This is a genomic window from Microbacterium gorillae (genome assembly GCF_050990725.1).
Taxonomy (GTDB): domain Bacteria; phylum Actinomycetota; class Actinomycetes; order Actinomycetales; family Microbacteriaceae; genus Microbacterium; species Microbacterium gorillae_A.
Genome location: NZ_CP158844.1, coordinates 776,001 through 802,390, shown reverse-complemented (window position 1 = coordinate 802,390; position 26,390 = coordinate 776,001). Strand labels below are relative to the sequence as shown.

23 protein-coding genes are annotated in these 26,390 nt (G+C 67.2%); 10 read left to right on the top strand and 13 right to left on the bottom strand.

All coding sequences use genetic code 11. The features are described 5' to 3' along the window. Window positions 1-2 precede the first annotated feature (2 nt). Window positions 3-1,130: a Gfo/Idh/MocA family protein gene (locus ABTV68_RS03530; RefSeq protein ID WP_433677536.1), complete on the bottom strand. Its 1,128-nt coding sequence runs from the start codon at window positions 1,128-1,130 to the stop codon at window positions 3-5. Between the two features lie 311 nt (window positions 1,131-1,441). Here ABTV68_RS03530 and ABTV68_RS03525 point away from each other — a divergent pair, with 311 nt between their 5' ends. From ABTV68_RS03525 to ABTV68_RS03495, 7 genes are read left to right on the top strand one after another with little or no spacing between them, the layout of a single operon-like run. Continuing rightward, complete coding sequence (locus ABTV68_RS03525) at window positions 1,442-2,182, top strand: DUF624 domain-containing protein (RefSeq protein WP_433676244.1); 741 nt, start codon at window positions 1,442-1,444, stop codon at window positions 2,180-2,182. After that, complete coding sequence (locus tag ABTV68_RS03520; RefSeq protein WP_433676243.1) at window positions 2,179-3,720, top strand: extracellular solute-binding protein; 1,542 nt, start codon at window positions 2,179-2,181, stop codon at window positions 3,718-3,720. Before ABTV68_RS03525 ends, ABTV68_RS03520 begins: the two co-directional genes overlap by 4 nt. Before the next feature lie 53 nt (window positions 3,721-3,773). Further along, window positions 3,774-4,745, top strand: coding sequence for an ABC transporter permease (locus tag ABTV68_RS03515; protein WP_433676242.1), 972 nt, complete (start codon window positions 3,774-3,776; stop codon window positions 4,743-4,745). Then, entirely contained in the window at window positions 4,745-5,626 is an 882-nt protein-coding gene (locus ABTV68_RS03510; protein ID WP_433676241.1) for a carbohydrate ABC transporter permease, read from the top strand. The genes ABTV68_RS03515 and ABTV68_RS03510 overlap by 1 nt, the downstream gene beginning before the upstream one ends. Beyond that, window positions 5,623-6,276: a DUF1961 family protein gene (locus tag ABTV68_RS03505; RefSeq protein ID WP_433676240.1), complete on the top strand. Its 654-nt coding sequence runs from the start codon at window positions 5,623-5,625 to the stop codon at window positions 6,274-6,276. Before ABTV68_RS03510 ends, ABTV68_RS03505 begins: the two co-directional genes overlap by 4 nt. Before the next feature lie 34 nt (window positions 6,277-6,310). Further along, window positions 6,311-8,941: a Tat pathway signal sequence domain protein gene (locus ABTV68_RS03500; protein WP_433676239.1), complete on the top strand. Its 2,631-nt coding sequence runs from the start codon at window positions 6,311-6,313 to the stop codon at window positions 8,939-8,941. A gap of 52 nt (window positions 8,942-8,993) precedes the next feature. Further along, window positions 8,994-9,671: a rhamnogalacturonan acetylesterase gene (locus ABTV68_RS03495; RefSeq protein WP_433676238.1), complete on the top strand. Its 678-nt coding sequence runs from the start codon at window positions 8,994-8,996 to the stop codon at window positions 9,669-9,671. 64 nt (window positions 9,672-9,735) lie between these two features. Here ABTV68_RS03495 and ABTV68_RS03490 read toward each other — a convergent pair whose 3' ends face one another. The 5 genes from ABTV68_RS03490 to ABTV68_RS03470 all read right to left on the bottom strand — a co-directional run bounded on the left by ABTV68_RS03490 (window position 9,736) and on the right by ABTV68_RS03470 (window position 15,484). Next, complete coding sequence (locus tag ABTV68_RS03490) at window positions 9,736-10,338, bottom strand: hypothetical protein (RefSeq protein ID WP_433676237.1); 603 nt, start codon at window positions 10,336-10,338, stop codon at window positions 9,736-9,738. Next, the gene (locus ABTV68_RS03485; RefSeq protein WP_433677535.1) at window positions 10,335-11,240 is read right to left on the bottom strand and encodes a carbohydrate ABC transporter permease; all 906 of its coding nucleotides are present in this window, start codon (window positions 11,238-11,240) and stop codon (window positions 10,335-10,337) included. The genes ABTV68_RS03490 and ABTV68_RS03485 overlap by 4 nt, the downstream gene beginning before the upstream one ends. A gap of 5 nt (window positions 11,241-11,245) precedes the next feature. Next, on the bottom strand, window positions 11,246-12,190 hold the full coding sequence (locus ABTV68_RS03480) for a carbohydrate ABC transporter permease (protein WP_433676236.1): 945 nt from the start codon (window positions 12,188-12,190) through the stop codon (window positions 11,246-11,248). A gap of 55 nt (window positions 12,191-12,245) precedes the next feature. After that, window positions 12,246-13,547 carry an ABC transporter substrate-binding protein gene (locus ABTV68_RS03475; protein WP_433676235.1) on the bottom strand — a complete coding sequence of 434 codons (1,302 nt, stop codon included), beginning with the start codon at window positions 13,545-13,547 and terminating at the stop codon, window positions 12,246-12,248. Between the two features lie 80 nt (window positions 13,548-13,627). Continuing rightward, window positions 13,628-15,484, bottom strand: a complete 1,857-nt coding sequence (locus tag ABTV68_RS03470; RefSeq protein WP_433676234.1) for a glycoside hydrolase family 2 protein — start codon at window positions 15,482-15,484, stop codon at window positions 13,628-13,630. A gap of 180 nt (window positions 15,485-15,664) precedes the next feature. On the opposite strand from ABTV68_RS03470, the gene ABTV68_RS03465 reads away from it, so the two are divergent. Next, window positions 15,665-16,675, top strand: a complete 1,011-nt coding sequence (locus ABTV68_RS03465) for a LacI family DNA-binding transcriptional regulator (RefSeq protein WP_433676233.1) — start codon at window positions 15,665-15,667, stop codon at window positions 16,673-16,675. Window positions 16,676-16,768: 93 nt separating this feature from the next. On the opposite strand, the gene ABTV68_RS03460 is transcribed toward ABTV68_RS03465, so the two are convergent. The 7 genes from ABTV68_RS03460 to ABTV68_RS03430 form a co-directional block, all read right to left on the bottom strand. Next, window positions 16,769-17,437: a hypothetical protein gene (locus ABTV68_RS03460; RefSeq protein ID WP_433676232.1), complete on the bottom strand. Its 669-nt coding sequence runs from the start codon at window positions 17,435-17,437 to the stop codon at window positions 16,769-16,771. Beyond that, window positions 17,434-18,342 (bottom strand): carbohydrate ABC transporter permease, encoded by a 909-nt coding sequence (locus ABTV68_RS03455; RefSeq protein ID WP_433676231.1) that lies wholly within the window; start codon window positions 18,340-18,342, stop codon window positions 17,434-17,436. The genes ABTV68_RS03460 and ABTV68_RS03455 overlap by 4 nt, the downstream gene beginning before the upstream one ends. Further along, window positions 18,339-19,337, bottom strand: coding sequence for a carbohydrate ABC transporter permease (locus ABTV68_RS03450; RefSeq protein ID WP_433676230.1), 999 nt, complete (start codon window positions 19,335-19,337; stop codon window positions 18,339-18,341). The genes ABTV68_RS03455 and ABTV68_RS03450 overlap by 4 nt, the downstream gene beginning before the upstream one ends. 15 nt (window positions 19,338-19,352) lie before the next feature. Continuing rightward, window positions 19,353-20,645: an ABC transporter substrate-binding protein gene (locus ABTV68_RS03445; protein ID WP_433676229.1), complete on the bottom strand. Its 1,293-nt coding sequence runs from the start codon at window positions 20,643-20,645 to the stop codon at window positions 19,353-19,355. A 211-nt stretch (window positions 20,646-20,856) separates the two neighbouring features. Continuing rightward, window positions 20,857-21,798 (bottom strand): family 43 glycosylhydrolase, encoded by a 942-nt coding sequence (locus tag ABTV68_RS03440; protein ID WP_433676228.1) that lies wholly within the window; start codon window positions 21,796-21,798, stop codon window positions 20,857-20,859. A 16-nt stretch (window positions 21,799-21,814) separates the two neighbouring features. After that, entirely contained in the window at window positions 21,815-22,921 is a 1,107-nt protein-coding gene (locus tag ABTV68_RS03435; protein WP_433676227.1) for a Gfo/Idh/MocA family protein, read from the bottom strand. Beyond that, window positions 22,918-23,841 (bottom strand): PmoA family protein, encoded by a 924-nt coding sequence (locus ABTV68_RS03430; RefSeq protein ID WP_433676226.1) that lies wholly within the window; start codon window positions 23,839-23,841, stop codon window positions 22,918-22,920. The genes ABTV68_RS03435 and ABTV68_RS03430 overlap by 4 nt, the downstream gene beginning before the upstream one ends. Before the next feature lie 137 nt (window positions 23,842-23,978). Between ABTV68_RS03430 and ABTV68_RS03425 the strand changes: the two genes are divergently transcribed. Next, the gene (locus tag ABTV68_RS03425) at window positions 23,979-25,310 is read left to right on the top strand and encodes a Gfo/Idh/MocA family protein (protein ID WP_433676225.1); all 1,332 of its coding nucleotides are present in this window, start codon (window positions 23,979-23,981) and stop codon (window positions 25,308-25,310) included. Further along, window positions 25,307-26,275, top strand: coding sequence for a serine hydrolase domain-containing protein (locus ABTV68_RS03420; protein ID WP_433676224.1), 969 nt, complete (start codon window positions 25,307-25,309; stop codon window positions 26,273-26,275). Before ABTV68_RS03425 ends, ABTV68_RS03420 begins: the two co-directional genes overlap by 4 nt. Window positions 26,276-26,390: the final 115 nt, after the last annotated feature.

Genomic DNA, 26,390 nt, shown 5'->3' with positions numbered 1-26,390 from the left:
GATCAGCCCAGCGTCAGCTCGTCGAGCGCGATGCGACGACCCTCGCGGCTGGAGGCGAGGCCGGCCTCGGCCAGCTGAACGCCGCGCGCCCCGGCCAGCAGGTCGAACGGGTACCGAGTGCCCTCCGCGAACGAGATGAGGAACTCCTCCCACTGCTGGCGGAACCCGTTGAGGAAGACGTCGTTGGTGGGGACGGTCGCCCAGTCCGCGTCGTAGTCGTGCTCGTCGGCGAGGTCGGGGTTCCACACCGGCTTGGGCGTGGCGTTGCGGGACTGGATCTTGGCGCCGAACAGACCGACTACCGCGGAGCCGAGCGTGCCGTCGATGTGGAACTCGACGAGCTCATCGCGGTTCACACGCGTGGTCCAGCTGGAGTTGATCTGCGCCACAGCACCACCGGCCAGCTCGAAGATGCCGTAGGCTGCGTCGTCCGCCGTGGCGTCATAGGGCTTGCCTGCTTCGTCCCAGCGACGCGGGATGTGGGTCTTCGCCTGTGCGTACACGGTCTCCACCCGGCCGAACAGGTTCTCCAGCACGTAGCTCCAGTGCGGGAACATGTCGACGATGATGCCGCCGCCGTCCTCGGTGCGGTAGTTCCAGCTGGGGCGCTGCGCCGGCTGCCAGTCGCCCTCGAACACCCAGTAGCCGAACTCGCCACGCACCGACAGGACTTCACCGAAGAAACCGGAGTCGATCAGGCGCTTGAGCTTCTGCAGGCCGGGTAGATACAGCTTGTCGTGGACGACTCCGGTCTTCACACCGGCGTCCTCGGCGAGGCGTGCCAGTTCGAGAGCTTCCTCCAGCGACTCGGCGGTGGGCTTCTCCGTGTAGATCGCCTTGCCCGCCGCGATGGCCTTGCGCAGCGCCGCAGCGCGAGCCTTGGTCACGAGGAAGTCGGCGTAGATCTCGTTGCGCTCGTCAGCCAGCGCGGCATCCAGATCGGTGGTGTAGTCGGCGATGCCGTGGCGCTCGGCCAGCTCCGCCAGCTTCACCGCGCTGCGGCCCACCAGCACGGGGCGCACGGTGAGGCGGGAACCGTCCGGCAGCTCCACTCCCCCGGCGTCCCGGATGGCGAGAATCGAGCGCACGAGGTGCTGGCGATAGCCCATCCGTCCCGAGACGCCGTTCATGATGATGCCAACCTCACGCACGGCGGGGCGGGGGGCTGTGGTCGTCTCTGACACGTTTTCTCCAAATCGAACGGCAAGTTCCGGCTTTCAGACCACTCGGATGAGTCTCGAGTGGTAAGCGCTTTCCGGATATCGTGGCACGCACCCCGCGCACGCGCAAGTCCGGATCGGAAAGCGCTACCCCGAATCCGCGGGGTCCGGTTGACACGATTCAAAACGCCAGGTACGTTCGCCGGGAAAGCGTATTCCTACGCTGGGTTGCGCGACGCAATGTCGCTCGCGCAGGGACAACGACGATCGATGGAGACGGCATGAGCGGTGACGGCGGCTCGACGAGCTGGGCGCTCCGCCTGCACGGGGTGTGCGAGTGGATCTGGTTCACCGCCCTGATCAACCTCCTGTGGATCGCGTTCACGCTGGCCGGTCTCATCGTGCTCGGTGCCGCACCCGCCACGGTCACAGCGGCCGCCCTGACCCGTCGGCGTCTTCGCGGAGATCGCGTCCGCGTGGTGCGGGAGTTCTCCCGTGGGTGGCTGAACGAGTTCCGGGCGGCGAACATCGTGGTCGGGCCAGCCATGGTTCTGACCGTTCTCCTGCTGTGGGGAGCTGCGCACCAGATCTCCGGTGGCGCTCCCGCACCCGCCGCCACCGCCACGGTGGTCGGCTTCGTTTTCGCATTCCTGCTCACCGCCGTGCTCGCGCCGTTGTACGTGAACTACGACCTCCCCCGCGGCCGCTACCTCCTCGTCGCCTCGCGCTGGCTCCTCACGAATCTCATCCACGGGGTGCTGCTCATGATCGCCGCCGTGGCCATCATCGTCGCGTCCTTCTTCCTGCCGGGCCTGATCCCGGTGTTCAGCGTGGGCGCGTGGCTGGTTCTGTCCACGACGCTGTGCCTCGGCTTCTTCACCGCGAACGATCGTCGCGTGGCCGATCGAACCGCGACTTCCACCTCCGCTGCCCGTGTCTCCGCAGCGCCTGCACCTGTCCCCTCCCGTACCAGCCCGCTGACGACAGCGAGCCGAATCACAACAGAAGGAACATCACGATGAACCGCAGAATCCTCACCGGAATCGGGCTCGCCACCGCTGGCGCGCTCGCACTGGCCGGTTGCTCGGCAGGACAAGACTCGTCGTCCTCCGAATCCGCTGAACTCACGTCGCTGTCAATCATGGCGCCCTTCCTCACCACCAACGCCCCTGCTGCTGACAGTGACGTCCAGCAGGCGCTGGAGAAGGTCATCGGCGTGGACCTCGACATCAACTGGGTCCCCAACGCCTCCTACGAGGACAAGACCAACATCACCCTGGCCGGCGACAGCATCCCGCAGGTCATGGTGATCCAGGGCAAGACCCCCGGATTCGTGAAGAACGCCCAGGCCGGTGCGTTCTGGGAGCTGACGGACTACCTCGACGACTACCCGAACCTCAAGACGAACCTCCCGGCCGTGCAGGCCGCGTCGTCGATCAACGGCAAGGTCTACGGCATCTTCCGTGCCCGTGACGCCATGCGCGCCGCGGTGATCATCCGCAAGGACTGGCTCGCCAACCTCGGGCTCGAGGCGCCGAAGACGATTGATGACCTGTATGAGGTCGCGAAGGCGTTCACCCAGAACGACCCGGACGGCAACGGCCAGAACGACACCTACGGCCTCATCATCCCGAAGTGGCCGGGTTCGATCGGTAGCAACAGCCCGTACGACGCGATCGAGGTGTGGTCGGGTGCCGGGAACCTGTGGAAGGACGTCGACGGCACGCTGGAGCCCTCGTTCGAGCAGCCCGAGTGGCTGACCGCCGTGAAGTTCGAGAAGAAGCTCATCAGCGAAGGTCTCGTCAACCCGGACTACGCCACATTCGACTCGGCCAAGTGGAACGAGCCATTCCTCAACGGCAAGGGCGGCATCATCATCGACGTGCACTCGCGCGCCGGTGTGATCACCAGCCTCCTCAAGGAGAGCAACCCCGACGACTACGAGAACTTCGTGACCGTCACGGGGAACCTGGCGAACTCCGACGGCGAGCTCAACGCGCTGCCCACCGCCGGCTACAGCGGGTTCCTCGCCATCCCGAAGGCTCAGGTGCGCACCGAGGAGCAGCTGCGTGCTGTCCTCGAGGTGCTCAACGAGATGAATTCCCCCGAGGCCGGAAAGATCATCAACAACGGCATCGAGGGCGTGACCTACACCGTCGAGGACGACCTGGCGGTGGCCGTCGATGACGCCTCGCAGGTGGACAAGGACACGGTCCTGAGTTTCGCCCAGCTCGGCACGAACGTGAACGGTTTCCAGGGCTACCTGCCCAAGCAGCCCACCGAGTTCGAGCAGCAGATGTACGACGAGCGTCTCAAGATCCAGGACAGCGATCTGGAGCACGCCGTGTACAACCCGGCGGCCCCCTATGTCTCGGCGACATACACGGCTCAGGGTGCACAGCTGGACACCATCATCTCCGACGCTCGAATTCAGTTCCTCGCCGGCCAGCTTGATGAGAAGGGGCTCGAGGACGCCATCGCGCGCTGGCGCTCCAGCGGTGGCGAAGCGGTCGCCTCCGAGATCAACGAGCTCTACCAGGCTGACGCCGCGAAGAAGTGACGACGTGTGGGGGCGGTCCTGCGACCGCCCCCACACCGAGGAAAGGACGAGCGATGACAGTCGTCAACGATCAGAACCTCGCCGTGACGGAGGCACTCGTCGTGTCGCCGCGTCGGCGTCGCCGTGGCGTGCGCGTGCATTTCACCCAGTTCAAGTGGCTGTATCTGCTGCTGCTGCCAGGAGTGATCTACTTCGCGACCTTCCGCTACGGCCCGATGTACGGTGCCGTCATCGCCTTCAAGGACTATGTGCCGTTTCTCGGCATCACCGACAGCGAATGGGTGGGCTTCCGACACTTCGAGGCCTTCTTCCAGAGCCCGGACTTCGCGCGGCTGCTCGCCAACACGCTGATCCTCGCCGCCCTCAGCCTGTTCATCTGCTTCCCCCTCACGATCATCGTGGCGCTGCTTCTGAACGAGCTCCGCGTCACGATCGTCAAGCGCACCGTGCAGACGCTGGTCTACATCCCCCACTTCCTGTCGTGGACAGTGGTCGCATCGCTGACCTACCTGCTGTTCGCGCTCGATATGGGGCCGCTGTTCCATCTGATCAACGGCATGCTCGGCACGGACATCGACTTCCTCACCGACCCCGGCTGGTTCCGTCCGCTGATCGTGCTGCAGGACATATGGAAGAACACCGGATGGGGCACGATCATCTTCCTCGCGGCGCTGGCAACCGTGGACCAGGAGCAGTATGAGGCGGCCATCATCGACGGCGCCGGCCGCTTCCAGCGGGTGTGGCACATCACGCTTCCCTCGATCATGCCCACCGTGATCGTCATGCTGATCCTTCGTATGGGTGACGTGCTCAACACCGGCTTCGAGCAGATCTACCTCATGACCAACGCCCTCAACCGTCAGGTCGCCGACGTGTTCGACACCTACGTCTACTTCATGGGTATCACCCAGGGCTCCTATAGCTACTCGACGGCCGTCGGCCTGTTCAAGGCCATCGTCGGCGTCATCCTCATCTTCGGCGCGAACTGGCTCGCCAAGCGCTTCAACCAGAACGGGGTCTTCTGATGGCTCGGGAACGCTACCGCTTCAACACCCCCGCCGGACGGGTCTTCGATGTCGTCAACGTGGTCTTCCTCGCGGCGCTCGGCGTCGTGGCGCTCATCCCGTTCATCTACGTGCTCGCAGGCTCGTTCGCCACCGAGTCCGAGCTCACCACCCGATCCTTCTTCCTCTGGCCGGAGACGTTCAGCCTGAAGGCGTACGAGTCGATCCTCACGTCCCCGGCCTTCCTGCGCGCGATCATCACGACTGTGCTGGTCACCGCCGTCGGAACCGGGATCCAGCTGCTCCTCACCGCCGCGATGGCCTACCCGCTGTCGAAAGCGAACCTTCCCGGCGGGCGCGTGATCATGGGACTGGTCGTGGTCACGCTGGTGTTCAGTGGCGGGATGATCCCCACCTTCCTCGTCGTGAAGGACCTGGGATTGCTCAACACCTACTGGGCGCTCATCCTCCCCGCGGCCATCAACCCGTTCAGCCTGATCATCATCAAGAACTTCTTCCAGCAGCTGCCGGCGGAGCTCGAGGAGTCGGCGAAGATCGACGGCGCCAACGAGGTCCAGACGCTCTGGCGCATCATCCTGCCGCTGTCGACGCCCGTCCTCGCCACGTTCGCGCTGTTCTACGCCGTCGGCATCTGGAACGACTTCATGTCGCCGCTGCTGTATCTCAACGACTCGTCAATGTGGACGCTGCAGATGTTCCTCCGTCAGGTGACGGTCGCCACGGACCTCTCATTGGTGCAGGGCGATATGACAGAGCTGCCGCCAGCACAGGGGATCAAATTCGCCGTGATCGTGGTGGCGACGCTGCCGATCCTCATCTTCTATCCGTTCCTGCAGAAGCACTTCGCCAAGGGCATGCTGATCGGCGGCGTGAAGGGATGACCGGGAGCTCACTGGTCTACGCGAACTCGCTGTCGGGGGCATCGTCGATCTCCGACTGGATCGGCGAGGGCCCGGTCCGGGCCGAAGACGCAGACGGCGCGCTCCGGCTGTCGTCCGCGGGCGGCGATGACGATCACTTCACCCTCTGGTGTCCTGAGGTCTTCGGTGACCGCATCCGGGTGAGCTGGGAGTTCTCGCCGGTGCGCGAGCCGGGCCTCGCGATGCTCTTCTTCGGGGCAGCCGCCATCGACGGCGGCAGCATCTTCGACCCGCACCTGCAGCCGCGCACGGGCGCGTATCCGCAGTACCACTCCGCGGATCTGCGCACGCTTCACGTCTCGTACTTCCGCCGTCGGTGGGAGGACGAGCGCGCGTTCCACACGTGCAATCTCCGCAAGTCCCCCGGCTTCCACCTCGTGTCCCAGGGTGCCGATCCCCTGCCACCCGTGGTGGATGCGCGCGGCTCGTTCTACCGGGTCGAGGTGGTGAAAGACGGTGCAGACATCAGCTTCGCAATCGACGGCCTCGCTCTGTTCTCCTGGCACGACGACGAATCCACCGGCCCACGCATCCGCGGCGGCCGCATCGGCTTCCGTCAGATGGCGCCGCTCGTCGCCGACTACCGCAACCTCGAGGTGCACGCCCTCTGAGGCGTGCCCTCCCGTCCCCACGGAGGTCTCCCCCATGTCCGCTGACGACACCGTCATCATTCCGCTGCGCTGGCTCGACGGCGAGGCGCCCACCGGCGTGGCCGGAGTCACGTGGGGGACGCCGATCCCCCGCGGCGTGCTCACAGACCCCGCGCGGCTGCGCGTGCGGGAGGTGGGCGGCGACGAGCGCTCTGCCCAGTTCTGGCCTCTCGCGACCTGGCCCGACGGCTCGCTCAAGTGGGTGGGGTGCGCGATCGGCGCGACCTCGACCCCGGGCGAGAACGAACTGATCATCGCCGATGAGGCGGCCGCGCCCGAGGGGCCGGTTCGCGTCGACGATGCGCGAGCCGTGCGGGTCAGCACCGACGTGATGGAGGTCGTGTTCGGGGAGCCGGGTGGCGCGGCGCTGGTGTCCAGCATTCGTCGAAACGGCTCGGTCGTCGCCGAGAATCTCACGCTGGTGAGCTCCCGACAGGACAGCGTCGACGAACTCGGTGGCGGGTCTCGCACCCCGGCCGCCTCGGTGATCGAGAGCGTGGCCGTCGAGCAGCGCGGCCCGATTCGCGCCGTGGTGAAGCTCACCGGTCGACACCGGGAGGAGGGCTCCGGTCGCGAATGGCTGCCGTTCTCCGTGCGTTTCGTGCTGGTGGCCGGGGCCGAGCAGATCCGCATGGTGCACTCCTTCGTGTGGGACGGCGACGCCGATCACGACTTCCTCGCGGGACTCGGCGTCAGCGCGCGTGTCCCGCTGCACTCAGCAGAGCACGACCGGCACGTGCGCATCGCCGGGGCCGAGGGCGGGCTGTTCTCCGAGGCGGTTCGCGGGATCACCGGACTGCGCCGCGACCCGGGCGAGCACATCCGCGCCGCCCAGATCCGCGGCGAGGCACTCCCGGCGCTGTCCGAGTGGAGTCCGCTGGTGTCGAAGCGTCTGCACCTGATCCCCACTTGGAGCGACTACTCACTCACCCAGGCGAATGCCGACGGATTCCTGCTGCGCAAGCGCACGCGAGCGGGGCACGCCTGGATCGATGCCGGTGCCGGCACGCGCAGCGAGGGCTACATCTCCCTGACCGATGCGAACGTCGGCGGTCTGGGAATCGGCGTGCGGTCGTTCTGGCAGTCTTTCCCGGGGCGCCTGGATGTGCGCGATGCGGCCAGTGCCTCGGGAACGGTCACGGCCTGGCTGCATGCTCCCGATGCTGACCCGATGGATCTGCGCTTCTATCACGACGGTCTCGGTCAGGACGACTTCGCCACCCAGCTGGAAGCGCTGGAGATCACCTACGAGGACTACGAGCCGGGCTTCGGCGACGCCCATGGAATCGCGCGCACCCACGAGCTCACGCTCTTCGTCTATGCCGGCACCGCCCCCGTCGAGCAGGTGGCTGCCGAGGTGGCGGCGCTGCAGAATCCCCCGCTGCTGCAACCCACCAGCGAGCACCTGCACGCCGCGGGAGTGTTCGGAGACTGGGACCTGGCGGATCGATCGACTCCGCTGCGCACGGAGATCGAGGATTCCATCGACTTCCTCCTCGACTTCTACCTGAGTCAGGTCGAACAGCGCCGCTGGTACGGCTTCTGGAACTACGGCGACGTCATGCACGCCTACGACCCCGACCGTCACGTCTGGCGCTATGACGTCGGCGGCTACGCCTGGGACAACAGCGAACTCTCCCCTGACCTCTGGTTGTGGACCTCGTACCTCCGCACCGGCCGTGCCGACGTGTTCCGTCTCGCCGAGGCCATGACGCGTCACACCGGCGAGGTGGATGTCTACCACGTGGGCCGTTGGGCGGGTCTCGGCTCCCGGCACAACGTGCAGCACTGGGGCTGCAGCGCGAAGCAGCTTCGCATCTCCAGCCCGGCCTACCGCCGCTACTTCCACTACCTCACCGCCGACGAACGCGTGGGCGATCTGCTCGAAGAGCTCCGTCACAGCGACCGGCGCTTCCTGGACACCGACCCCACACGGAAGGTGCGCGAGGACGCGGCGACCTACCGCCCCGACCGCAACGCGCTGGCGGTGGGACTCGGCACCGACTGGGGTGCCCTGGCCGCCACCTGGCTCGCCGACTGGGAGCGCACCGGAAACGAGTGGTCGCGCGATCGACTGCTCGGCACGATGGCCGACATCGCCGCGCTCCCGCACGGCTTCCTCACCGGGGAGGCGCTGTACGACCTCGACACGGGTCGCTTCGACACCACGCGTGACCGCATCGCCGTCTCGCATCTGAGTGCGGTGTTCGGGCTGGTGGAGATCGTCAGCGAGCTGATCGATCTGGTCGACGTCCCCGGCTTCCGTGACGCCTGGCTCGCCTACTGCCGCCTGTATCTGGCCACACCGGAGGAACAGACGCGCGCCGTCGGAGCGCCGCTCAGCGGAATCCACCTGGAGCAGGCGCACAGCCGCCTCACCGCGTACGTCGCAGCGCAGGAGGGCGATGACGAGCAGGCGGCGCGGGCGTGGGCCGCGTTCGAGGGCATCGGCGAATGGCTCGTGCACCGACGCGATTTCCGACTGGATCGGATCGATCCCCCGTACGTGCTGAACCCGGTTGACGAGGCCCCCTCGGTGTCCACGAATGATGCCGCACAGTACGGATTGGCCGCGATTCAGAATCTGGCTCTGATTGGAAACCGGCTCTCACAGGAGGCCCGATGACGAGTTCCGATGCAATCGGCGTCGAGCACATCGCGATGATCGGGGACGTGAGATGACGGTCTACCACCTCGCGGGCGACTCCACGGTGGCGCCCGGCAAGCCGCCGGAGCACCCGATGGCGGGATGGGGAACGTTCCTTGCGGAGCGGCTCGGCTTCGAGGTGCGCAACCACGCGTTCGGCGGGGCCACCACGCGGAGTTTCGCAGAGGAGGGAAGCTGGCAGCGACTGATCGACGGTGTCACGCCCGGAGACGTGGTGGTGATCCAGTTCGGTCACAACGACCAGAAAGAGCACGAGCTCGACTCTCGGGGCGGCTTCACGCAGCGACTGACGGAGATGATCGACGAGTCACGCGAGCGCGGCGCGGCCGCGGTGCTGTGCACCCCCGTCGAGCGCCGCTGGTTCGACGGCGAGCGGGTGGATCCCACGCATGGCGACTATCCGAACGCGGTGCGCGAGCTCGCCCGTCGTACGGCAGCGCCGCTCATCGACCTCACCGCGTTCACCACGTGGTTGTACGAGGACCTCGGAGATGAGTCCTCGCGGGCCCTGCTCTCGCACTACGCGCCGGGCGAGTACGTGGGCTGGCCCGAGGGCCTCGCCGACGACACGCACTTCAGCGTGACGGGTGCGCGACGCATCGCCGCCTTCGTCGCGCTCGCGCTGCGCGGGATCGCGGGTCTCGACGGTGACCGGCCGGCGAAGGGACGGCGCGGCATCGTTCCGTAGTCGCGACGATCACGGCAGCACCGAATCCGCGGCCCCGTCCGCGCAGCTGTCCGCTCGCTGCGAGTCACGCCGCTCGGGCGCGGCGGCGGCGCTCGGCTGCCACGATGGCGAGCACCACAAGCCCCGGTGTGATCACCACGAGCGGCGGCAGCATCCACACCACAACACCAGCCACCAGCACCCCCACCAGCAGATAGCCGGTGCCGACCGGATCGTCCAGCACGAGCGCGCTGCCGCGACGTCGCAGCCCGCGCCACCCTGTTACCGGATCCCACAGGGCGGCGGACCGCAAGCCGATCAACGCCACGCCCAGCGCGAGCAGCAGGCAGACCACGGCGTACGCTTCACCGCCGGGCAGGACGCCACGGGCACCGAGCACCGCGCCGGCACCGAGTGCGGTGAGAACCGTGATCCAGCAGAGCCCGAACCACCATCCCGAGCGGACAGAGCGCCACACCAGCCCCATGAACGCCTGCAGCGAGTCATCGCGGGCGGCCAGGTGCCCATCGAAATGACGAACGCCGGCCGCGATCGCGGGCAGCATCGTGATCAGCGGGAGCGACGCGGCCGTCACAACCAACCCCACCACGAGCATCTCCCCGAACGCCGACACACCGCCACCGCCGAACCGGCGCAACTGCTCAGGCGCCCGCGCGGGCTCGCTCATCCCTTCAGCCCCTGCGTCGCGACGCCGCCCACGAGGTGGCGCTGGAAGGCCATGAAGAAGACCACCACGGGAAGCAGCGCCAGGATCGCCATCGCCATCTGCGCGCCGTAGTCACTGGTGGACGTCTGATCCACGTACAAGCGCAACGCCAAGGGCATCGTGTACATCGTGGGGTTCTTCAAGTACAGCAGCGGCCCGAAGAAGTCGTTCCACGACCAGATGAACGCGAAGATCGAACTGGTCACCAGCGCAGGCTTCATCAGCGGCAGAATCACCGAGCGGAACGTGCGCACGTGGCCGGCACCGTCGATGCGCGCCGCCTCATCCAGTTCGCGCGGCAGACCCCGCATGAACTGGATCATGAGGAAGACGAAGAACGCGTCCGCCGCGAGGAACTTGCCCAACAGCAACGGCCAGTAGGTGTTCACCAGGCCGAGCTGATTGAACACGATGTACTGCGGGATGATCACCACGTGGAATGGCAGCAGCATCGTCGCGATCATGCACGCGAAGAAGAACGTGCGTCCCGGGAAGGAGATCCGCGCGAAAGCGTATGCCGTGATCGAACAGGACAGCACGATTCCCACGACGGAGGCGACCGCCAGGATCAGCGAGTTCACCACGAAGGTCCAGAACGACACCCCGCCGATCCCGCGTAGCGCCGTGGCGTAGTTGTCCAGGCTCGCGCTGTCGGGCCACAGGCTGACGGAGCCGATGATCTCGTTGCCTGGCTTGAACGACGACATCAGCATCCATACCGCCGGGTACAGGATCACGACCAGCACGGCGAGGGAGAACAGGTGGAAGACACCCGCTCGCACAAGTCGCCGTCCTCGTGCCCGCGAGCGCAGCCGCGCGCTGCGCTCGGTCGATCCGGTGGTGATCCGCTCGGTCTCGGTCATCGCGCTCATCGTTCTTCTCCCGCATAGTGGACCCAGGCTTTGGACGTTCGGAAAAGCATGATCGTGACGATTCCGACCACGATCACCAGCACCCACGCCATCGCAGACGCGTAGCCCATCTGGAAGTCACGGAAGCCGCGCAGGTAGAGGTACAGCGTGTAGAACAGCGTGGATCCCGCCGGCCCACCGGTGCCGTTGGAGATGATGTAGGCGGAGTTGAACACCTGGAAGGCGTGGATGGTCTCCAGCAGCAGGTTGAAGAACAGCACCGGGGAGAGCATCGGGATGGTGATGGCGAAGAACCGGCGGACGGGACCGGCACCATCGACAGAGGCGGCCTCGTACAGTTCGGTGGGCACCTGCTTGAGACCGGCGAGGAAGATCACCATCGGCGCGCCGAACTGCCACACGGTGAGGAGGATCAGCAGCGGCAGAGTCTTGGCGGGATCGCCCACCCAGCCGCCGTGCGCCGCGGCCGGGCCCCCGAGCAGCTCGGTGATCTGTGCCACGATGCCATCGTCGATGAACATCGCCTTCCACACGATCGCAATCGACACGCTCCCGCCGATCAGGGAGGGCAGATAGAACGCGGAGCGATAGAAGCCCTGCCCGCGCTGGGGCATGTTCAGCAGCAGCGCCACCGCGAGCGCGCCGACCAGCTTGACCGGTGTGCCGACGAGCACGTAGATGCCCGTGACTTTGACGGCCTGCAGGAAGTTGGGGTCGGCGAACAGCCGGGTGTAGTTGTCGAAGCCGACGACGTTGGGCGCGCTGAACAGGTTGTAGTCGGTGAAGGAGAGCGCGAGGGATGCGAGCATCGGCCCGGCTGTGAGGGCGAAGAAGCCGATCAGCCAGGGGCTGAGGAACGCATACCCCGCACGGGTTTCCCGGCGCCGGCGGTTGCGTCCTGCCACGGAGGTGGGGCGGACGGCGGAAGCTGTGGTTGTCATCTCGATTCCTCTCCCCGCCACCGACCACGCGGGCCGGTGGCGGGAAACGGGTCTGTCAGCCCAGGACCATCGACATCTCGGAGAACAGCGACTGCGCGAACTGCTTCTCGTCGATCTCGCCGTAGCGCATCTGCTCGTGCAGTTCGCCCCACTTCGCCTCGATGGTGCCGTAGCCGGCCGGCAGGATCGGATAGCTCGCGGTCAGCTCGTCCTGAATCGACGCGATGTAGTCGAGGTTCACGGTGTCGGCAGGCTGACGATCGATGGCGGCCTGACCGGCCTCGGTGGGCGGCGTGCCCAGCGAGGTGCCGAAGATCTCAGCGACCTTCGGGGAGGTGGCGAGGAAGTTCACCAGAGCGGCCGCCGCCTGCGGCTGCTTCGAGTTGGCTGCCACGCTCAGCATCATGCTGGGGTGCGGCGCGAGGACGTGCGTCTTCTCCCCCGCGTCCAGGGGCGGCTGCACCATGCCGATGTTCTCTGTCCCGGCGTCCGTCATGCCCTGCAGCACGGTGGTGGACCAGTTGAACCACACGGCGGACTCACCGGCCAGGAAGCCGCCCTTCGGAGCGAGGGCGACGCTGCGCTCCACCGGGTAGAAGTCTCCGGCGTCGCGCAGCTTCTTGCCGGTCTCGAGGTAGTCCACGACGTCCTGCTCGGTGAACGCGGCCTTCCCGTCGGCGTCGAAGACCTCGTTGCCGCGCTGCATCATCGCGTAGATGAAGCCGACGAATCCGCCGGTGTAGTCCTCGGATCCGTAGATACGCGGCTCCGTGGCACCTCCCGCCTTGTTCACCTGCAGGATGAAGTCGTCCATCTCCTCCCACGTCATGGTGTCGGTGGGATAGGGGACGCCGAGCTCGTCGAGGATGTCCTTGTTGTACATCAGCGAGTAGGCGTTGGTGCCCAGCGGCACGCTGAGCAGCTTGTCCTGCACGGTTCCAGCACCCAGCACCGCATCGGACACACCGTCGAGGGGAAGCACCCCACCGCGGTACGGGTTCAGATCCGCCAGCAGATTCTTCGAGGCGTACTCCCCGAGGTAGCCGGCGTCGATCATGACGGCATCAGGGAGAGAGTGTCCCGCGGCCTCGGTGTTGCGCGCGGTCCAATAGTCGCCCCAGGCGTTGAAGTTCCGCACCACCGTGATGTTGGGATACTCCTCGTTGAACGCGGCGATGGCCTGTTCGAACCGCGCGGCGCGGTCATCGTTGCCCCACCACGCGAACGTGATCTCGGCGGACGAATCCGGATCGAACGATTCGCCGGGGGCAGGTGCCGCGGTGCCTCCCGAGCACCCGGACAGCGCGAGCGCGGCCACCGCGGTGAGAGCGACGGCGGACAGTGTCTTCAGTGACATTGCATTCCTCCTGTGTCAGCGGGCTGTGCCCGCGGGATCCGCCGCACCGCGACGGATCCGGATGAGTTTCTGGTGGGGGGTCAGGTTTCGTCGCCGGCGATCAGCGCACGCAGGCGAGCGAGGTCGGCTTTGGGTTCGCGGTCCTCGGTCAGCAGGCCGTTCTGCTCCTGCATCGTGTCGGTGAGCTGGGTCCAGCACCATCCGGCCAGACCGTCCGGGCGTCCGCGGAAACCGCGCGTGCCGGAACGGACAGCACCGATGATCTCGTCGACACGGCGGACGTAGTCGTCGACGTCGGAGGCCTCGGAGTAGCCCCAGGAATCCGCTGCCGCAGCCGCCGCGGCGAACTTCACGCCACCGAACTCCGTCACCATGATCGGCTGCTCGCCGTCCTGCGTCCCCGCCAGCCGCAGGCGCCGACCAGCGGGACCGATGCCCTCGAGGTCGCGGCGAAGCTGCGACTCGGGGATGTCGTAGCGCCGCGAGAGCACACCGCCGTCCGCCTCGTAATCGTGGATTGTCCACAGGTCGGAGGTGCCGAGTTCCCACCCGTCGTTGGAGATGACCGGACGCGTCGTGTCGAGCGCGTGGGTGAGGTGGTAAAGCGCCTCGGCCAGGGCACGCTGGTCCGCGCGCGCCGCGATGTGCTGCACGCCCCAGCTCTCATTGAGCGGCACCCACGTGATGATGCACGGATGACTGCGATCGCGCAGCACCGCCTCGGTCCACTCACTCACGGTGCGCTGAACGGACTGCGCGGAGAAGGTGTAGGTCGCGGCCATCTCGCCCCACACCAGCAGCCCGAGCCGGTCCGCCCAGTACAGGAAGCGATCGTCCTCGATCTTCTGGTGCACACGGACCGCGTTGAAGCCGAGCTCCAGGACGAGTTCAGCCTCCCGGCGCAGCGCGTCGGCGGACGGAGCGGCCAGGTGTGACGTGGGCCAGTACCCCTGGCTGAGCACCGAGCGCAGCACGATCGGGCGATCGTTGAGAAGCATGGCGCCGTGAGCAGTGCCCACCTCACGCAGCCCCAGATAGCTCGCGACGACGTCGGTCGCCTGGTCGCCGACGACAGTGGTGACCCAGGCATCGAGGAGCACGGGCGATCCGGGGCGCCAGACCAGCCGCTCGTACGCCTGGCCGTTGCTCTGGCCCGCCAGCGGAACCGTCAGCGAGGCCGACAGGCCGTTCGCATCGACGGCGGCCGTGCCGAGCACCTCGCCGTCATGCGCGATCGCGACTTCCACGCGGGTCGGGGTGCGTCGCGCGAGCGTCACGTCGACGCGCGCGGTTCCCGCCGCGAGGTCGCTCGTCCAGTGCAGATCGGTCACGTGCTGTTCGCCGACGGATTCGATCCACACCGGCTGCCAGATGCCGGTGGTGCGGTGGTACCAGATCGCGTGTGCGCCGGCTTCCCAGTCCTGCTTGCCGCGTGGCTGGGCGAGATCATGCGGGTCGTCCTCGGCGCGCACCACGATGACATCCGGGCCGTCGTGGCGGCCGAGGGCATCGGTGACATCGAGCACGAAGGGCGTGTGTCCGCCGATGTGCTCCCCCACCGCGATGCCGTTCACCCAGACCCGGGCACGGTAGTCGACCGCGCCGAAGTGCAGCAGTGCTCGTCGGCGGTCCCCGTGACCGGCGGCCGTGAGGTCCTCCTCCGAGATCTCGCGCCGGTACCAGACCACCGGGTGGAATCCAGTGTCACCGATGCCGGACGCACGCGACTCCGGAGGGAAAGGCACGAGGATCGTCCCCGCCAGATCGCGACCGTCAAACCACCCTTCGGCAAGGCCCACGTTCCTGTCGTCGTACGCGAAGCCCCACGTGCCGTCGAGTTCGACGAAGGACGAGCGCACCAGCTGGGGACGCGGACGCGCCGGTTCCAGCCGGCTCGCGCGCAGTTCGGCGGTGGGTGGGATGGGAGGGTGCGACACCGTGCGGCTCCTTCGCCTGGATCTCTCCAGTGATTCAGCGTTGAACTATTGAAACGAGAACCAGGGATGCCCATTCGACCGCCGTAGTTCCACGTTGAATCATCACCATAGTTCCACGTTGAACTAGAGTCAACAGGGAGATGCATCGAAGATGAGATGCCGGGGACGGGAGGAGACGGGATGACCCGACGGGTGACCCTCGCCGATGTCGCCGCGCGAGTTGGCGTCAGCGCGAAGTCGGTGTCGAACGTCGTCAACCAAACCGGGTGGGTGAGCGATGAGGTGCGCGAACGCATCCTCACCGCCATTGACGAGATGGGCTACCGCCCGAATCTCGCGGCGCGGCAGCTGCGAAACGGCCGCAGCGGGCTCATCGCCCTCGTGCTCCCCCGTCTCAGCGAGCCGTACTTCGCCGAGTTCGCATCCCGATTCGTGCGCCGCGCGCAGCTGCGCGGTCTCACCGTGCTGATCGCTCAGACCGATGGCGCTCGCGACGCGGAGCTGCGCATGATGACCGGCGAGGGATTTCCTGCACTGGATGGGATCGTACTCAGCCCACTGCGGTTGACCGCCGATGACGTCGCCGGGAGGGACGCTCCCTCGCCGCTGGTGCTCATCGGTGAGGAAGCGGAGAATCTCGTGGGATCCGACGTGCACCACGTCGGCATCGACAACATCGCCGCCGCCGCCGCCGCGACGACGGCGCTCCTGGACAGCGGATGCCGGCGCATCGCCGTCGTCGGAGTGCAGGAGAGCGGTCCGGGCGCTACGTCACGACTGCGTCTGGAGGGCTATCGACGTGCGCTGGCGAGTGCCGGCATACGGGTGGACCCCACCCTCTTCGCCCCGGTGCAGGACTTCAATCGCGCCGAAGCGTCGCGCGCGGTGCGAGAACTGCTGAGCTCGGGAACGACGTTCGACGGCATGTTCTGCTTCAGCGACACCCTCGCTCTCGGCGCCCTCTACACACTCGCCAGCGAGAACATCTCAGTTCCCGGTGACGTGCAGGTCATGGGCTTCGACGGGCTGGAAGAGGGGCAATACCATTTTCCGGCGTTCTCCACCATCGATCCCGGCATCGACGCCGTGGCCGATACGGTGCTCGATCTTCTGCCTACCCCACCGCCCGTAGGGGTGCGTCACGTGGTGCCACACCACGTCGTGCGCCGCTCGGACCGCCGCGCCGATTGATGACGGTGCTCGCGAAGCCGGAGCGATGCTGGGACGCGGCGCCTCGCGGTCTGCGCGGATATCCGACGTGAGCGGGTCCCGCGTGCGAATCTCTCAGTCGCGCCGTGTTCCGGTGCGGCGCGGGCGTTCGGGGATGGCGACGAGTGCCAGCACCAGGCAGCCCATCGCCGGCAGCAGCAGCGGGACCAGCACCGTGGTGATGAATCCCGTGAACGCCACGGCCACCGCCGTGTAGGCAGCCCCACCCGGATCCGCAGCCACCGCCCGCGGCACGCGCCGAAGGGTTCCGATCCAGCCGCCCTCGGGCGAGAACGACGCGGCGGCCAGCGCGATGATCGTGCCAAGCGCCACCAGCAGCACCCAACCAGCCACCGCCACTACGGCGCCACCCGGAACCGACGGTGCCACCACGATGTCCAGGGCGAGCACCGCGGCCACCGCCAGCGCTGCGGCGCCGATGCCGACGCCACCCCGGAGCGCAGCGCGGAAGTCCGCGAGCAGCTGCCGCATCGTCGACCCCTCCGCGGCGATGAAGCGACGCACGTGGGCGGTGCCCGCCGCGAGGGCGGCCGGCAGAGTCACGAGCGGAATCGACAGCGCGGCCACCACCACTCCGGCGAGAAGCACCTCCCCCAGCAGCGCGAACTTCGCCGTGGCCCCCGGGAACCGGGCGATCGGCGCACTAGCCGGAAGCGGACCGCTCCCAGACCGCGCGGCCCGATCGGCCGCGCGGCGGGTCCGCATCTGCGATGCCGCGCTCATCCCTTCAGCCCCTGGGTGGCGACGCCGTCAACCAGGAAGCGCTGGAACACGATGAAGAACAGCAGCACCGGAAGCAGGGCGAGCACCGAGACGGCGACGGTCGCACCGTAGTCGGAGGTGCTGGTCTGATCGTTGAACACGCGCAGCGCCAGTGGCAGCGGGTAGTTGTCGGGCGAGTTCAGATAGAGCAGCGGACCGAGGAAGTCGTTCCAACTCCAGATGAACGCGAAGATCGAGGCCGTGACCAGCGCGGGCTTGATCAGCGGCAGGATGATCGAGAAGTAGATCCGGCCGTGACCGGCACCGTCGATGCGTGCCGCCTCGTCCATGTCCTTCGGCAGACCCCGGATGAACTGCACCACCAGGAACACGAAGAACGCGTCGGTGGCGAGGAACTTGCCGATCAGCAGCGGAACGAAGGTGTCCACCAGCCCGAGCCCGCGAAACAGCATGTACTGCGGGATGATCAGCACGTGGAACGGCAGCAGCAGCGTGCCGATCATGACGGCGAAGAAGATCCCACGACCCCGGAAGTTGATGCGGGAGAAGGCGTAGCCGGCGAGCGACGCGGAGAACACCGTTCCGATCACCGCACCCACCGCCAGCAGGAACGAGTTCAGGAAGAAGCGCCACAGCGGCACCCCGCCCACGCCCTCGAACACGGTGAAGAAGTTCTGGATCGTGGGGTTCTGCGGCCAGAAGCTCTGGTTGGCACCGAACTCGCTGGTGGGCTTGAAGGCGGCCAGCACCATCCACGCCAGCGGATAGAGCACCAGGGCGGTGATCGCGATCATCACGATGATCCAGATGACCGTCTGCCAGGTCTTGCGGCTGATGGGTCGGCGCGCGGCGGTCGCCCCCGGAGCGACGCCGGTGTCGCGCAGCCCGATGTTGGTCGTGGTCATCGGTCATCTCCCGCGTAGTGGACCCAGGTGTTGGAGCTGCGGAACAGGATGAACGCGAGGATCGCGACACCGATCAGCAGCACCCACGCCATGGCGGACGCGTAGCCCATCTGGCTGTTGGTGAACGCACGGGTGTAGAGGTACACCGTGTAGAAGTTGGTGGCGCCGGCCGGGCCGCCGGTGCCCGAGCCGATGATGTAGGCGGAGGCGAACACCTGGAACGAGTTGATCATCTCCAGCAACAGATTGAAGAAGATCACCGGCGACAGCATGGGCATGGTCACCGAGGAGAACTTGCGGAACGGGCCCGCGCCGTCCATCTCCGCGGCCTCGTAGAGCTCCTGCGGCACCTGCTTCAGGCCGGCGAGGAAGATCACCATCGGCGCACCGAACTGCCACACCGCCAGCAGGATCATCATCGGCAGCACCAGGGCAGGGATGCCCACCCAGCCACCGACGTTGATGCCGAACAGGCTCAGCGAGCTGTCGACAGGTCCGTCGGTGGAGAACATGGCACGCCAGACGATGGCGATGCTGACGCTGGCTCCGATGAGGGAGGGAGCGTAGAACGCGGAGCGGAAGAACCCGCTGCCCTTGTTGCGGAAGTTCAGCAGCATCGCCACGCCGAGAGCGGCCGCGAGCTTGATCGGCGTGCCGACGAGCACGTAGATCAGCGTGATGCGAACCGAGTTCCACCACACGTCATCGGAGAACATCCGCGTGAAGTTGTCGAACCCGATGAAGCGCGGAGCGCTGAAGATGTCGTAGTTCGTGAAGGCCAGGTAGAGCGAGAACAGCATCGGCCCCGCCGTCAGGGCGAAGAAGCCGATGAGCCACGGCGACAGGAAGATGTAGCCGGCCGCCGTTTCGCGGCGGCGTGCGGCCCGTCCCCGGGTGTTGCGCGAGCCCGGGGCGCTTCCCGCCCGGCCGGCGGCCGGGCGGGAAGCGGAGGCGGGCGAGACGCGCCGGGTGGGCGTCGAGACCGATTGCGTCATGATGTTTCGGGCCTCTCAGCCCAGGGTGACCTTGGCCTCGTCGAAGAACTGCTTGACGGCCTCGTCGACGGTGATGCTGCCGAGACCCAGCGCCTTGCCGAGATCCCAGAACTTCTGCTCCAGGGCGCCGTAGCCGACGACGGCGGGCGGCGGTGCGTCTCCGATGCGGTCTGCGGCGGACTCGATGTAGTCGGCGACCTGCTTGTCGACGCCCTCCAGCGTGGTGCCTTCGAGCTTCGAGGACGACGCCGGGAAGCCGAGAGTGGTGCCGAAGATCTCGCCCGCTTCGGGGCTGTTGACGACGAAGTCGAGGAACGCGGCGGCGGCAGCCGGGTGCTTGGTCTTGGCGGAGATCGCCATCTGCAGACCGCCCTGGCGGTACAGGTCCTTCGAGCCGACCTTGTAGGTGGGAGGGGCGACGAGCTCGATCGAGGACGCACCGGAGTCGGCGAGGTAGCCGCCGAGGAAGTTGCTCCAGCTCATCTCGCTCGCGGTGAGACCCGCGCCGAAGCCGGACTTCGGGTTGATCTCCTCGAGCTTGCTCTGCGGGATCGTCACGCCGTCACGCAGCGCATCTCCGGAGCTCCAGAACTCGGCGAGCTCGTCCTCGTCGAAGCCGAGCTTTCCGTCGTCGGTGTAGAGGTTCTTGCCCTCGCTGCGCAGCTTGAGCTCGAACTGCTGGATGCGCTGGGTGTAGTCCGTTCCGCCATAGACGGCGCCGCCGGTCTTGTCGGTGACCTCCTTCATCCACGTGTCGAAGTCGTCGAAAGTGGCGTCCGCCGCGGGCGGAGTGAGCCCGTTCGCGGTGAGCAGGTCGGTGTTGATGAAGTTGGCCCAGAGGCTGTAGCCGGTGGGCAGCGAGTACTGCTTGCCGTCGAGCTGGCCGGTGCCCTTGAGCGAGTCCTCGAAGGTGGACATGTCGATCTCGTCGCTGACGGTGTTGAGGTCCAGCAGGTAGCCGGCTTGGCCGTACTGACGCAGGTAGGAGTCGGAGAACTGCCAGACGTCGGGCAGGCCGCCACCGGCCGCCTCGGTCTGGCGCTTCTCCCAGTAAGAGGGGAAGTCGGTGAAGGTGCCGTTGATCGTGATGTTCGGGTACTCCTCGTTGAACTTCTCGATCAGCTGGTTGTAGCGGTCAGCGCGGTCGTCGTTGCCCCACCAGGTGAAGGTCAGCGTGACCTTCTCGTTGGGGTCGAGCGTGGCGGTGCCTCCGGCGGATCCGGCGTCGGTGCCGCCTCCGCAGCCAGCGAGCGCGAGTGCGGCGCCCGTGATCGCGGCAACCGCCGCGAGTCGCTTCTTGCTGAACATCCTTGTCCTCTCTGTGGCGCCCGCTGATCGCGAACGTCGGTGTCCGTGCTGTGTACGTATCCCCTGGTTCGGAAACACCGTTTTCGAACGCGATGGGAAAGCGCTTGCCAGGACACTACCACCGATTGAAACGACTCACAACGCGGATTGGAGAAAACCCTGGGACCGGTCACATTTTACGGAACGGTCGGCCGTGGAGCGGTGCGATCGCTCACCGCGTGCAGCAGAGCACACCGTCGACCACGCGCACCTCGGCACGGAAGACGGCGCTGCGCCGCGAATCGACATCATCGGCGTCGGCGATCTCGACGCCGTTCCACGCCGGATGGGTGAAGAAGAACAGCAGGCCCACGTCGCCGCGCACGACCACCATGCCGTGCCGACCCACCTGCACTCCGGTCGCATCGTGACGCTCACCGAGGATCACGTCGTCGGGGCTTCCCTGCCGGCGCCAGTGGGCAGCGTCGTGACTGCGATAGACGGCCATCCCCCGCCATTCGTCCACGATCATCCAGTACCCGTCGCCGAGCGGGAAGACGAACGGCCCCTCGTGCGGACGACCACCGATCGCGACGCCGTCGGGGGTCCACGACTCCAGGTCCTCCGACACCGCGGTGCGGGTGATCGAGCCGGCGGCCTCATCCTTGAACCACATCCGCCAGTGGTCGCCGATACGCGCCACTGCGGCATCGATCACCCGATCGCTGCCGAGGTCGATCGGACCGCGACGACGGAATTGGCGGAGGTCATCAGACCGGTACTCGACGATCCGTCGCTCGTGTCCCTCCCATCGATCCGGGATGCCGTCGATCTCGGTCAGGTACATCCGCCACCCGCCGCCCACGCGGATCAGCTCGGGAGCCCAGTGCGTGCAATCCACGGCCTCGGGCGGCGGGCCCGCAGTGAGTTCCAGCCCGTCCGCGGACGGCTCCAGCGTGCCGACGTAGGACCACACGAGACCGTCATCGGAACGGGCCACACCCACCCGCGAACCGTGCACCCACGCCACCCCCGGGCCGGGATCGGGGTGGTCGGCGCGGCGCTGGGTGTACAGCATCCACCAGGTGCCGTCGTCGTCGACCACGACCGTGGGGTCCGTGGCACCGTCGTAGACGGGGTCGCGGTAGAGGGGAGTCCGAGCGCCGCGGGTCACGAGCGGGAGCGTCCTGTCATGGGGTTGCCCGACGGTCGATCACGGGGCTCGCGAAGCTCTCGCGATGCGTGGGATGCACGGCAAGGTCGGCGGGTGTCACGACGGCGCCGTCAGCTGCCGCGGAGGCATAGATCGCCGCCACGATCTCGAACGAGCGCGCCGGATGATCGGCGGTCTCAGGCAGATCTGTACCCGCGCGTAGAGCATCGAACACGTCGCGCAGCAGGGGCGCGTGCGAACTCGGCTCCTCGTGTTCGGGAAACACCCATCCCTTGGCCTCCGCCTCGAATCCCGGTGCCGGCGTGATGCGCCAGTTCTCGTGACCGTGCCCATAGAGGTGGTCGACCGTGATGGTCGCACGCTGCGTGTCGATGCGGATCGAACTGGTCTCGCACGGCGAGACGGCGCTGGTGGTCACCTGCGCCACCGTCCCGTTGGCGAACGTCACCGTGGCCGTGGACATGTCCTCGGTCTCGGTCTCCCGATCCAGCCGCCAGAGCCGCCCCTGCACGCTGGACCAGTCCCCCAGCAGGTGCGCGAGCAGGTCGAGCTGGTGAATCCCGTGACCGAGGGTGGTTCCGCCGCCCTCGGTAGCCCACTTCCCCCGCCACGGCACGGCGAAGTAGTCGGCGTCGCGGAACCAGAGCGTGTTGCAGACGGCCAGGAGTGGGCGCCCGAGTGCACCCGAGGCCAGCAGACTCTTCACGTGAGCGGCGGCGGTTCCGGTGCGCTGTTGGAACACCACGGCCAGTCGACGGTCGGCCGCGACGGCGGCGCGGCGCATGTCGTCCAGCTCCACGAGCGAGGATGCCGGCGGCTTCTCCACCACGACATGCGCACCCGACTCCAGCGCCGCGATCACCTGACCACGGTGAGCGCCGGGAGGCGTGCACACCAGCACGACATCCGGGTGCTCCTCCGCGAGCAGCCGGATGAGGTCCGGGTAGCTGGCGGGAACGCCCCACTGCTCGGCGAAAGCGGCCGCGCTGTCTGGATGAAGGTCGGTCACCGCCACGATCTGTGCGTGCGGGTAGGCCGCCACCGCCTCGGCGTGGAGGCGAGAGACACCCCCCGTTCCGACGAGGGCGACGCGGAGATCATGCGGGATGGGCAGCGGAGTCATACAGGGCTCTTCTCTCGGGTTCTGGACGGGACCAGGGCCGAACGTCGCACCCGCGCGACGCGTTCGGCACCGGCGGTCGCCGCCAGCTCGTGGACATCGGGGCCGCCAATGAGCAGCACGGCCGCCAGTGTGAGGGACGCGCCGCGATCCAGCACCGTCTCCTCGTGAAAGAACGGAGCGGGATTGAGTCCCGCGTACTCCTCCGAGCGCGCGAACCACGGCTCGCTGTCGAATGCCCCATCGGCGTTCAACATCAGCACTCCGGCCGAGCGATCCGGCGCCGCATACGAGAGCCAGGGCGCGACCCGACCGCGCGCCTCATCACCCACACGGCCGTCGGGGGCGGTGATCACACCACCCCGGAAGCTCTCGGGACCACGCCAGAAGATGCCCGCATAGCCGGCGTTCTCTCGGCCTTTCGAAGTGGGTGAGCCGAAAGCCAGCGGAGCGTCCGTTTCATTGCGCAGGTCGCTCTCCCACGTCAGCGCCCAGGTCTGCTCATCCACCACGTCGGCGGTGATGCGCCGCCGTTCACTGAGCACCGGCTCGTCGTCCTGGGAACGCCAGGTCAGCGAGGACGTGATGCGCGCGGGTTCGTCGTCGTGCCCCTCCGCCCGCAGGCCGCGATGCACCTGGGCACCGTTGTTCGCCAGCTGCACGTAGCCCTCGCCGTGGACGTAGGTGGGGCCGCCCCAGAAGTTGTGCGAGCCCACCGCCGGCAGCGCGAGCGACAGTCCCTTGTGCCACACATGATCGGCGGGTCGATGGGCGGTGACGTCGATGCCGGCACGGGTGCGCAGCGTGAGATACGGACGCGGGGATTCGATCTGCGGCTCGGAGGGACGGAAGACGTACTCGGCGATGATGCGCCCCTCGTCGCGCAAGGCGACGCGGTCGATACCAGCGGCGATGAACTGCATGAGTTCTCCTCGAATTGGGGGGTGGGTCCACGATAGGACGGATTGCGGGAAAGCGCTATCCGTCCTATCGTGGCTTCCATTGCACGACGCGCTTCGGACGTCGGAGCGACCGTCCCCTCACCGGCGAGAGAGAAGTCATGCCCTCCACCCGATACGCCCTGCTCGGGGCGGGCCACCGGTCCCAGATGTATGTGGATGCAATCGCCACCACCTATGCGGATCGCGCCGAGCTGGTCGCGGTGTGCGAGCCCAATCCGGTTCGCGCCGAATACGCCGTATCCCGTGCGATGGCAGGCGGCGCCCCTGCCCCCGCGGTATACGGCCCCGCCGACCTCGAGCGCATGATCGCGGAGCAGCGGGTGGATCGGACGATCATCTGCGCACGCGACGACCTGCACGCCGAGCTCATCGTCCGCTCTCTCGATGCCGGTGTCGATGTCGTGGTCGAGAAGCCGCTCACGATCGATGCACCCTCCGCCCGTCGTATCGCGGAGGCGGTCGCCCGCACGGGACGCAGCGTCGTGTTGACGTTCAACTACCGCTACTCACCCCGGAATTCTGCACTGCGCCGCCTCCTGCAGACGGGAGAGATCGGTGATGTCACCAGCATCGACTTCTCGTGGGTGCTCGACACCAAACATGGCGCCGACTACTTCCGTCGCTGGCATCGCGAGAAGGAACACTCCGGCGGACTGCTGATTCACAAGGCGAGCCATCACTTCGACCTTGTCAATTGGTGGCTCCAGGACTCCCCCACCCGGGTGTATGCATCGGGCGGGCTGCGCTTCTACGGTGTCGAGAACGCCGCTCGCCGAGGTATCGGCGAGCGGCCGAGTCGCGGGACGCATGACGGTCCGCACGATCCTTTCGAGCTCGACCTCCGCGATGACGCCCGGCTCGCCGCCCTCTACCTCGCCGCCGAGCAACATGACGGCTATCTGCGCGATCGGGACGTCTTCGGATCCGGCATCACCATCGAAGACAACCTGGCACTCGTCGTCGACTACGCCCGCGGTGCCACGCTCAGCTACTCCCTCAACGCTCATGCGCCGTGGGAGGGATACCGGGTGGCCGTCAACGGGACGCGGGGACGTGCTGAACTCGAAGTGGTGGAACGCGGCGCGGTGTTGGTGGATGAGAGCCTGCACCCGGCGGTCGACCCGTCCGCCGCCCCGATCATCGACGGCACACCCGCCCGCCCCGTCGGGGAACGACTCCTCGTGCAGCGGCACTGGGAGCAGGCGCAGGAGGTCCGGATCGACGGCGACCGCAGCGCCCACGGCGGCGGAGACGCTCTGCTGCTTCGAGACGTGTTCGCGGGCGAGGTGCCTGATCCGCTCTCGCGCGCAGCGGACTGGTCGGACGGGATACGCTCCATCGCTGTCGGCATTGCTGGAAACCAGTCACTCGCCACCCACGAAGCGGTGCGGATCGAGGATCTCGCTCTCCCGACCGGAATCATCCGATGAGCACCCCCGTCGACATCGTGCGCGAGCACGTCACCGCTGGACGGCTCCCGTCGGCCGTCTTCGGCGTCGCGGACGCGTCCGGCGTGCGCGAACTCGTCGCGTTCGGCGCACACCCGTCCGACCGCTATCCGCTGTTCTCCATCACGAAGCCGATCGTCGCCCTGGCAGCCGCGCGACACATCGAAGCCGGCCGACTGAGTGTGCGGACTCCGCTCCAGGCGGTGCTCCCCGACTTCGCAGATGCCCAGACCGCCCTGGATCATCTCGCCTCACACACCTCCGGCCTCGATGAGCCCGCGCTCGACACGGCAGTGCCACTGCGTCATGAACTCCTCACCCGGGGTCGGGTCTTCGCTGCGGGAAGCGCCGTGCAGTACTCGACACTGGCATACTCCGGCATCGCGGCGCTCATCGAGCACGCCGGCGGTCGCAGCTGGGAGGCGGAGGTCGACGATCTTTTCGCCTCGCTCGGGGCGCCTCATTCGATTTCGACGGACCTCACCGACGCCCGCTCCGTCCCCGACGCAGCCGACGCGGGTCACGACATGGGGGCCTTCGCAGCTCAGCGCAATCCGGGCGCCGGCCTCGGCGGGCGCGCGGAGGATCTGCTGCGGCTGGGGGCGGCGCTGCTGCGCATCGCGGCCGGGGAGGACGGTGAGTTCCTGGCTCCCGCGATGCTCGACGCGATGCGCGTACCGCGGACGACCGGGCTCCCCCGATTCGATCCCAACTCACCGACGGCGGACCGGAACTGGGGTCTCGGCTGGCACGTGTCGCCCACCGGATTCGGCGATCCCGCTGTGTTCGGCCACGGCGGCTGGGCGGGCACCGAGTTCTGGGTGCACCCGACGGAAGGACTCGCGTGGGTTCTGCTGACGAACCGTGCTCTCCGCAACGGCGTCGATGCGGCGGCCCTCGCGCGGTTGATCGCACGCACGCGATCAGCCTGGATCACCCCGCGGTGAGCACACTCTCGGAGACGATGCCGGGGTCGGCCCGTGATTCCCTCTCTCACGACAGCGATCGGAGACCCCAGATGAACCCGCACTCCGCGACCGTCCCGACCTGGCCGAACCCACG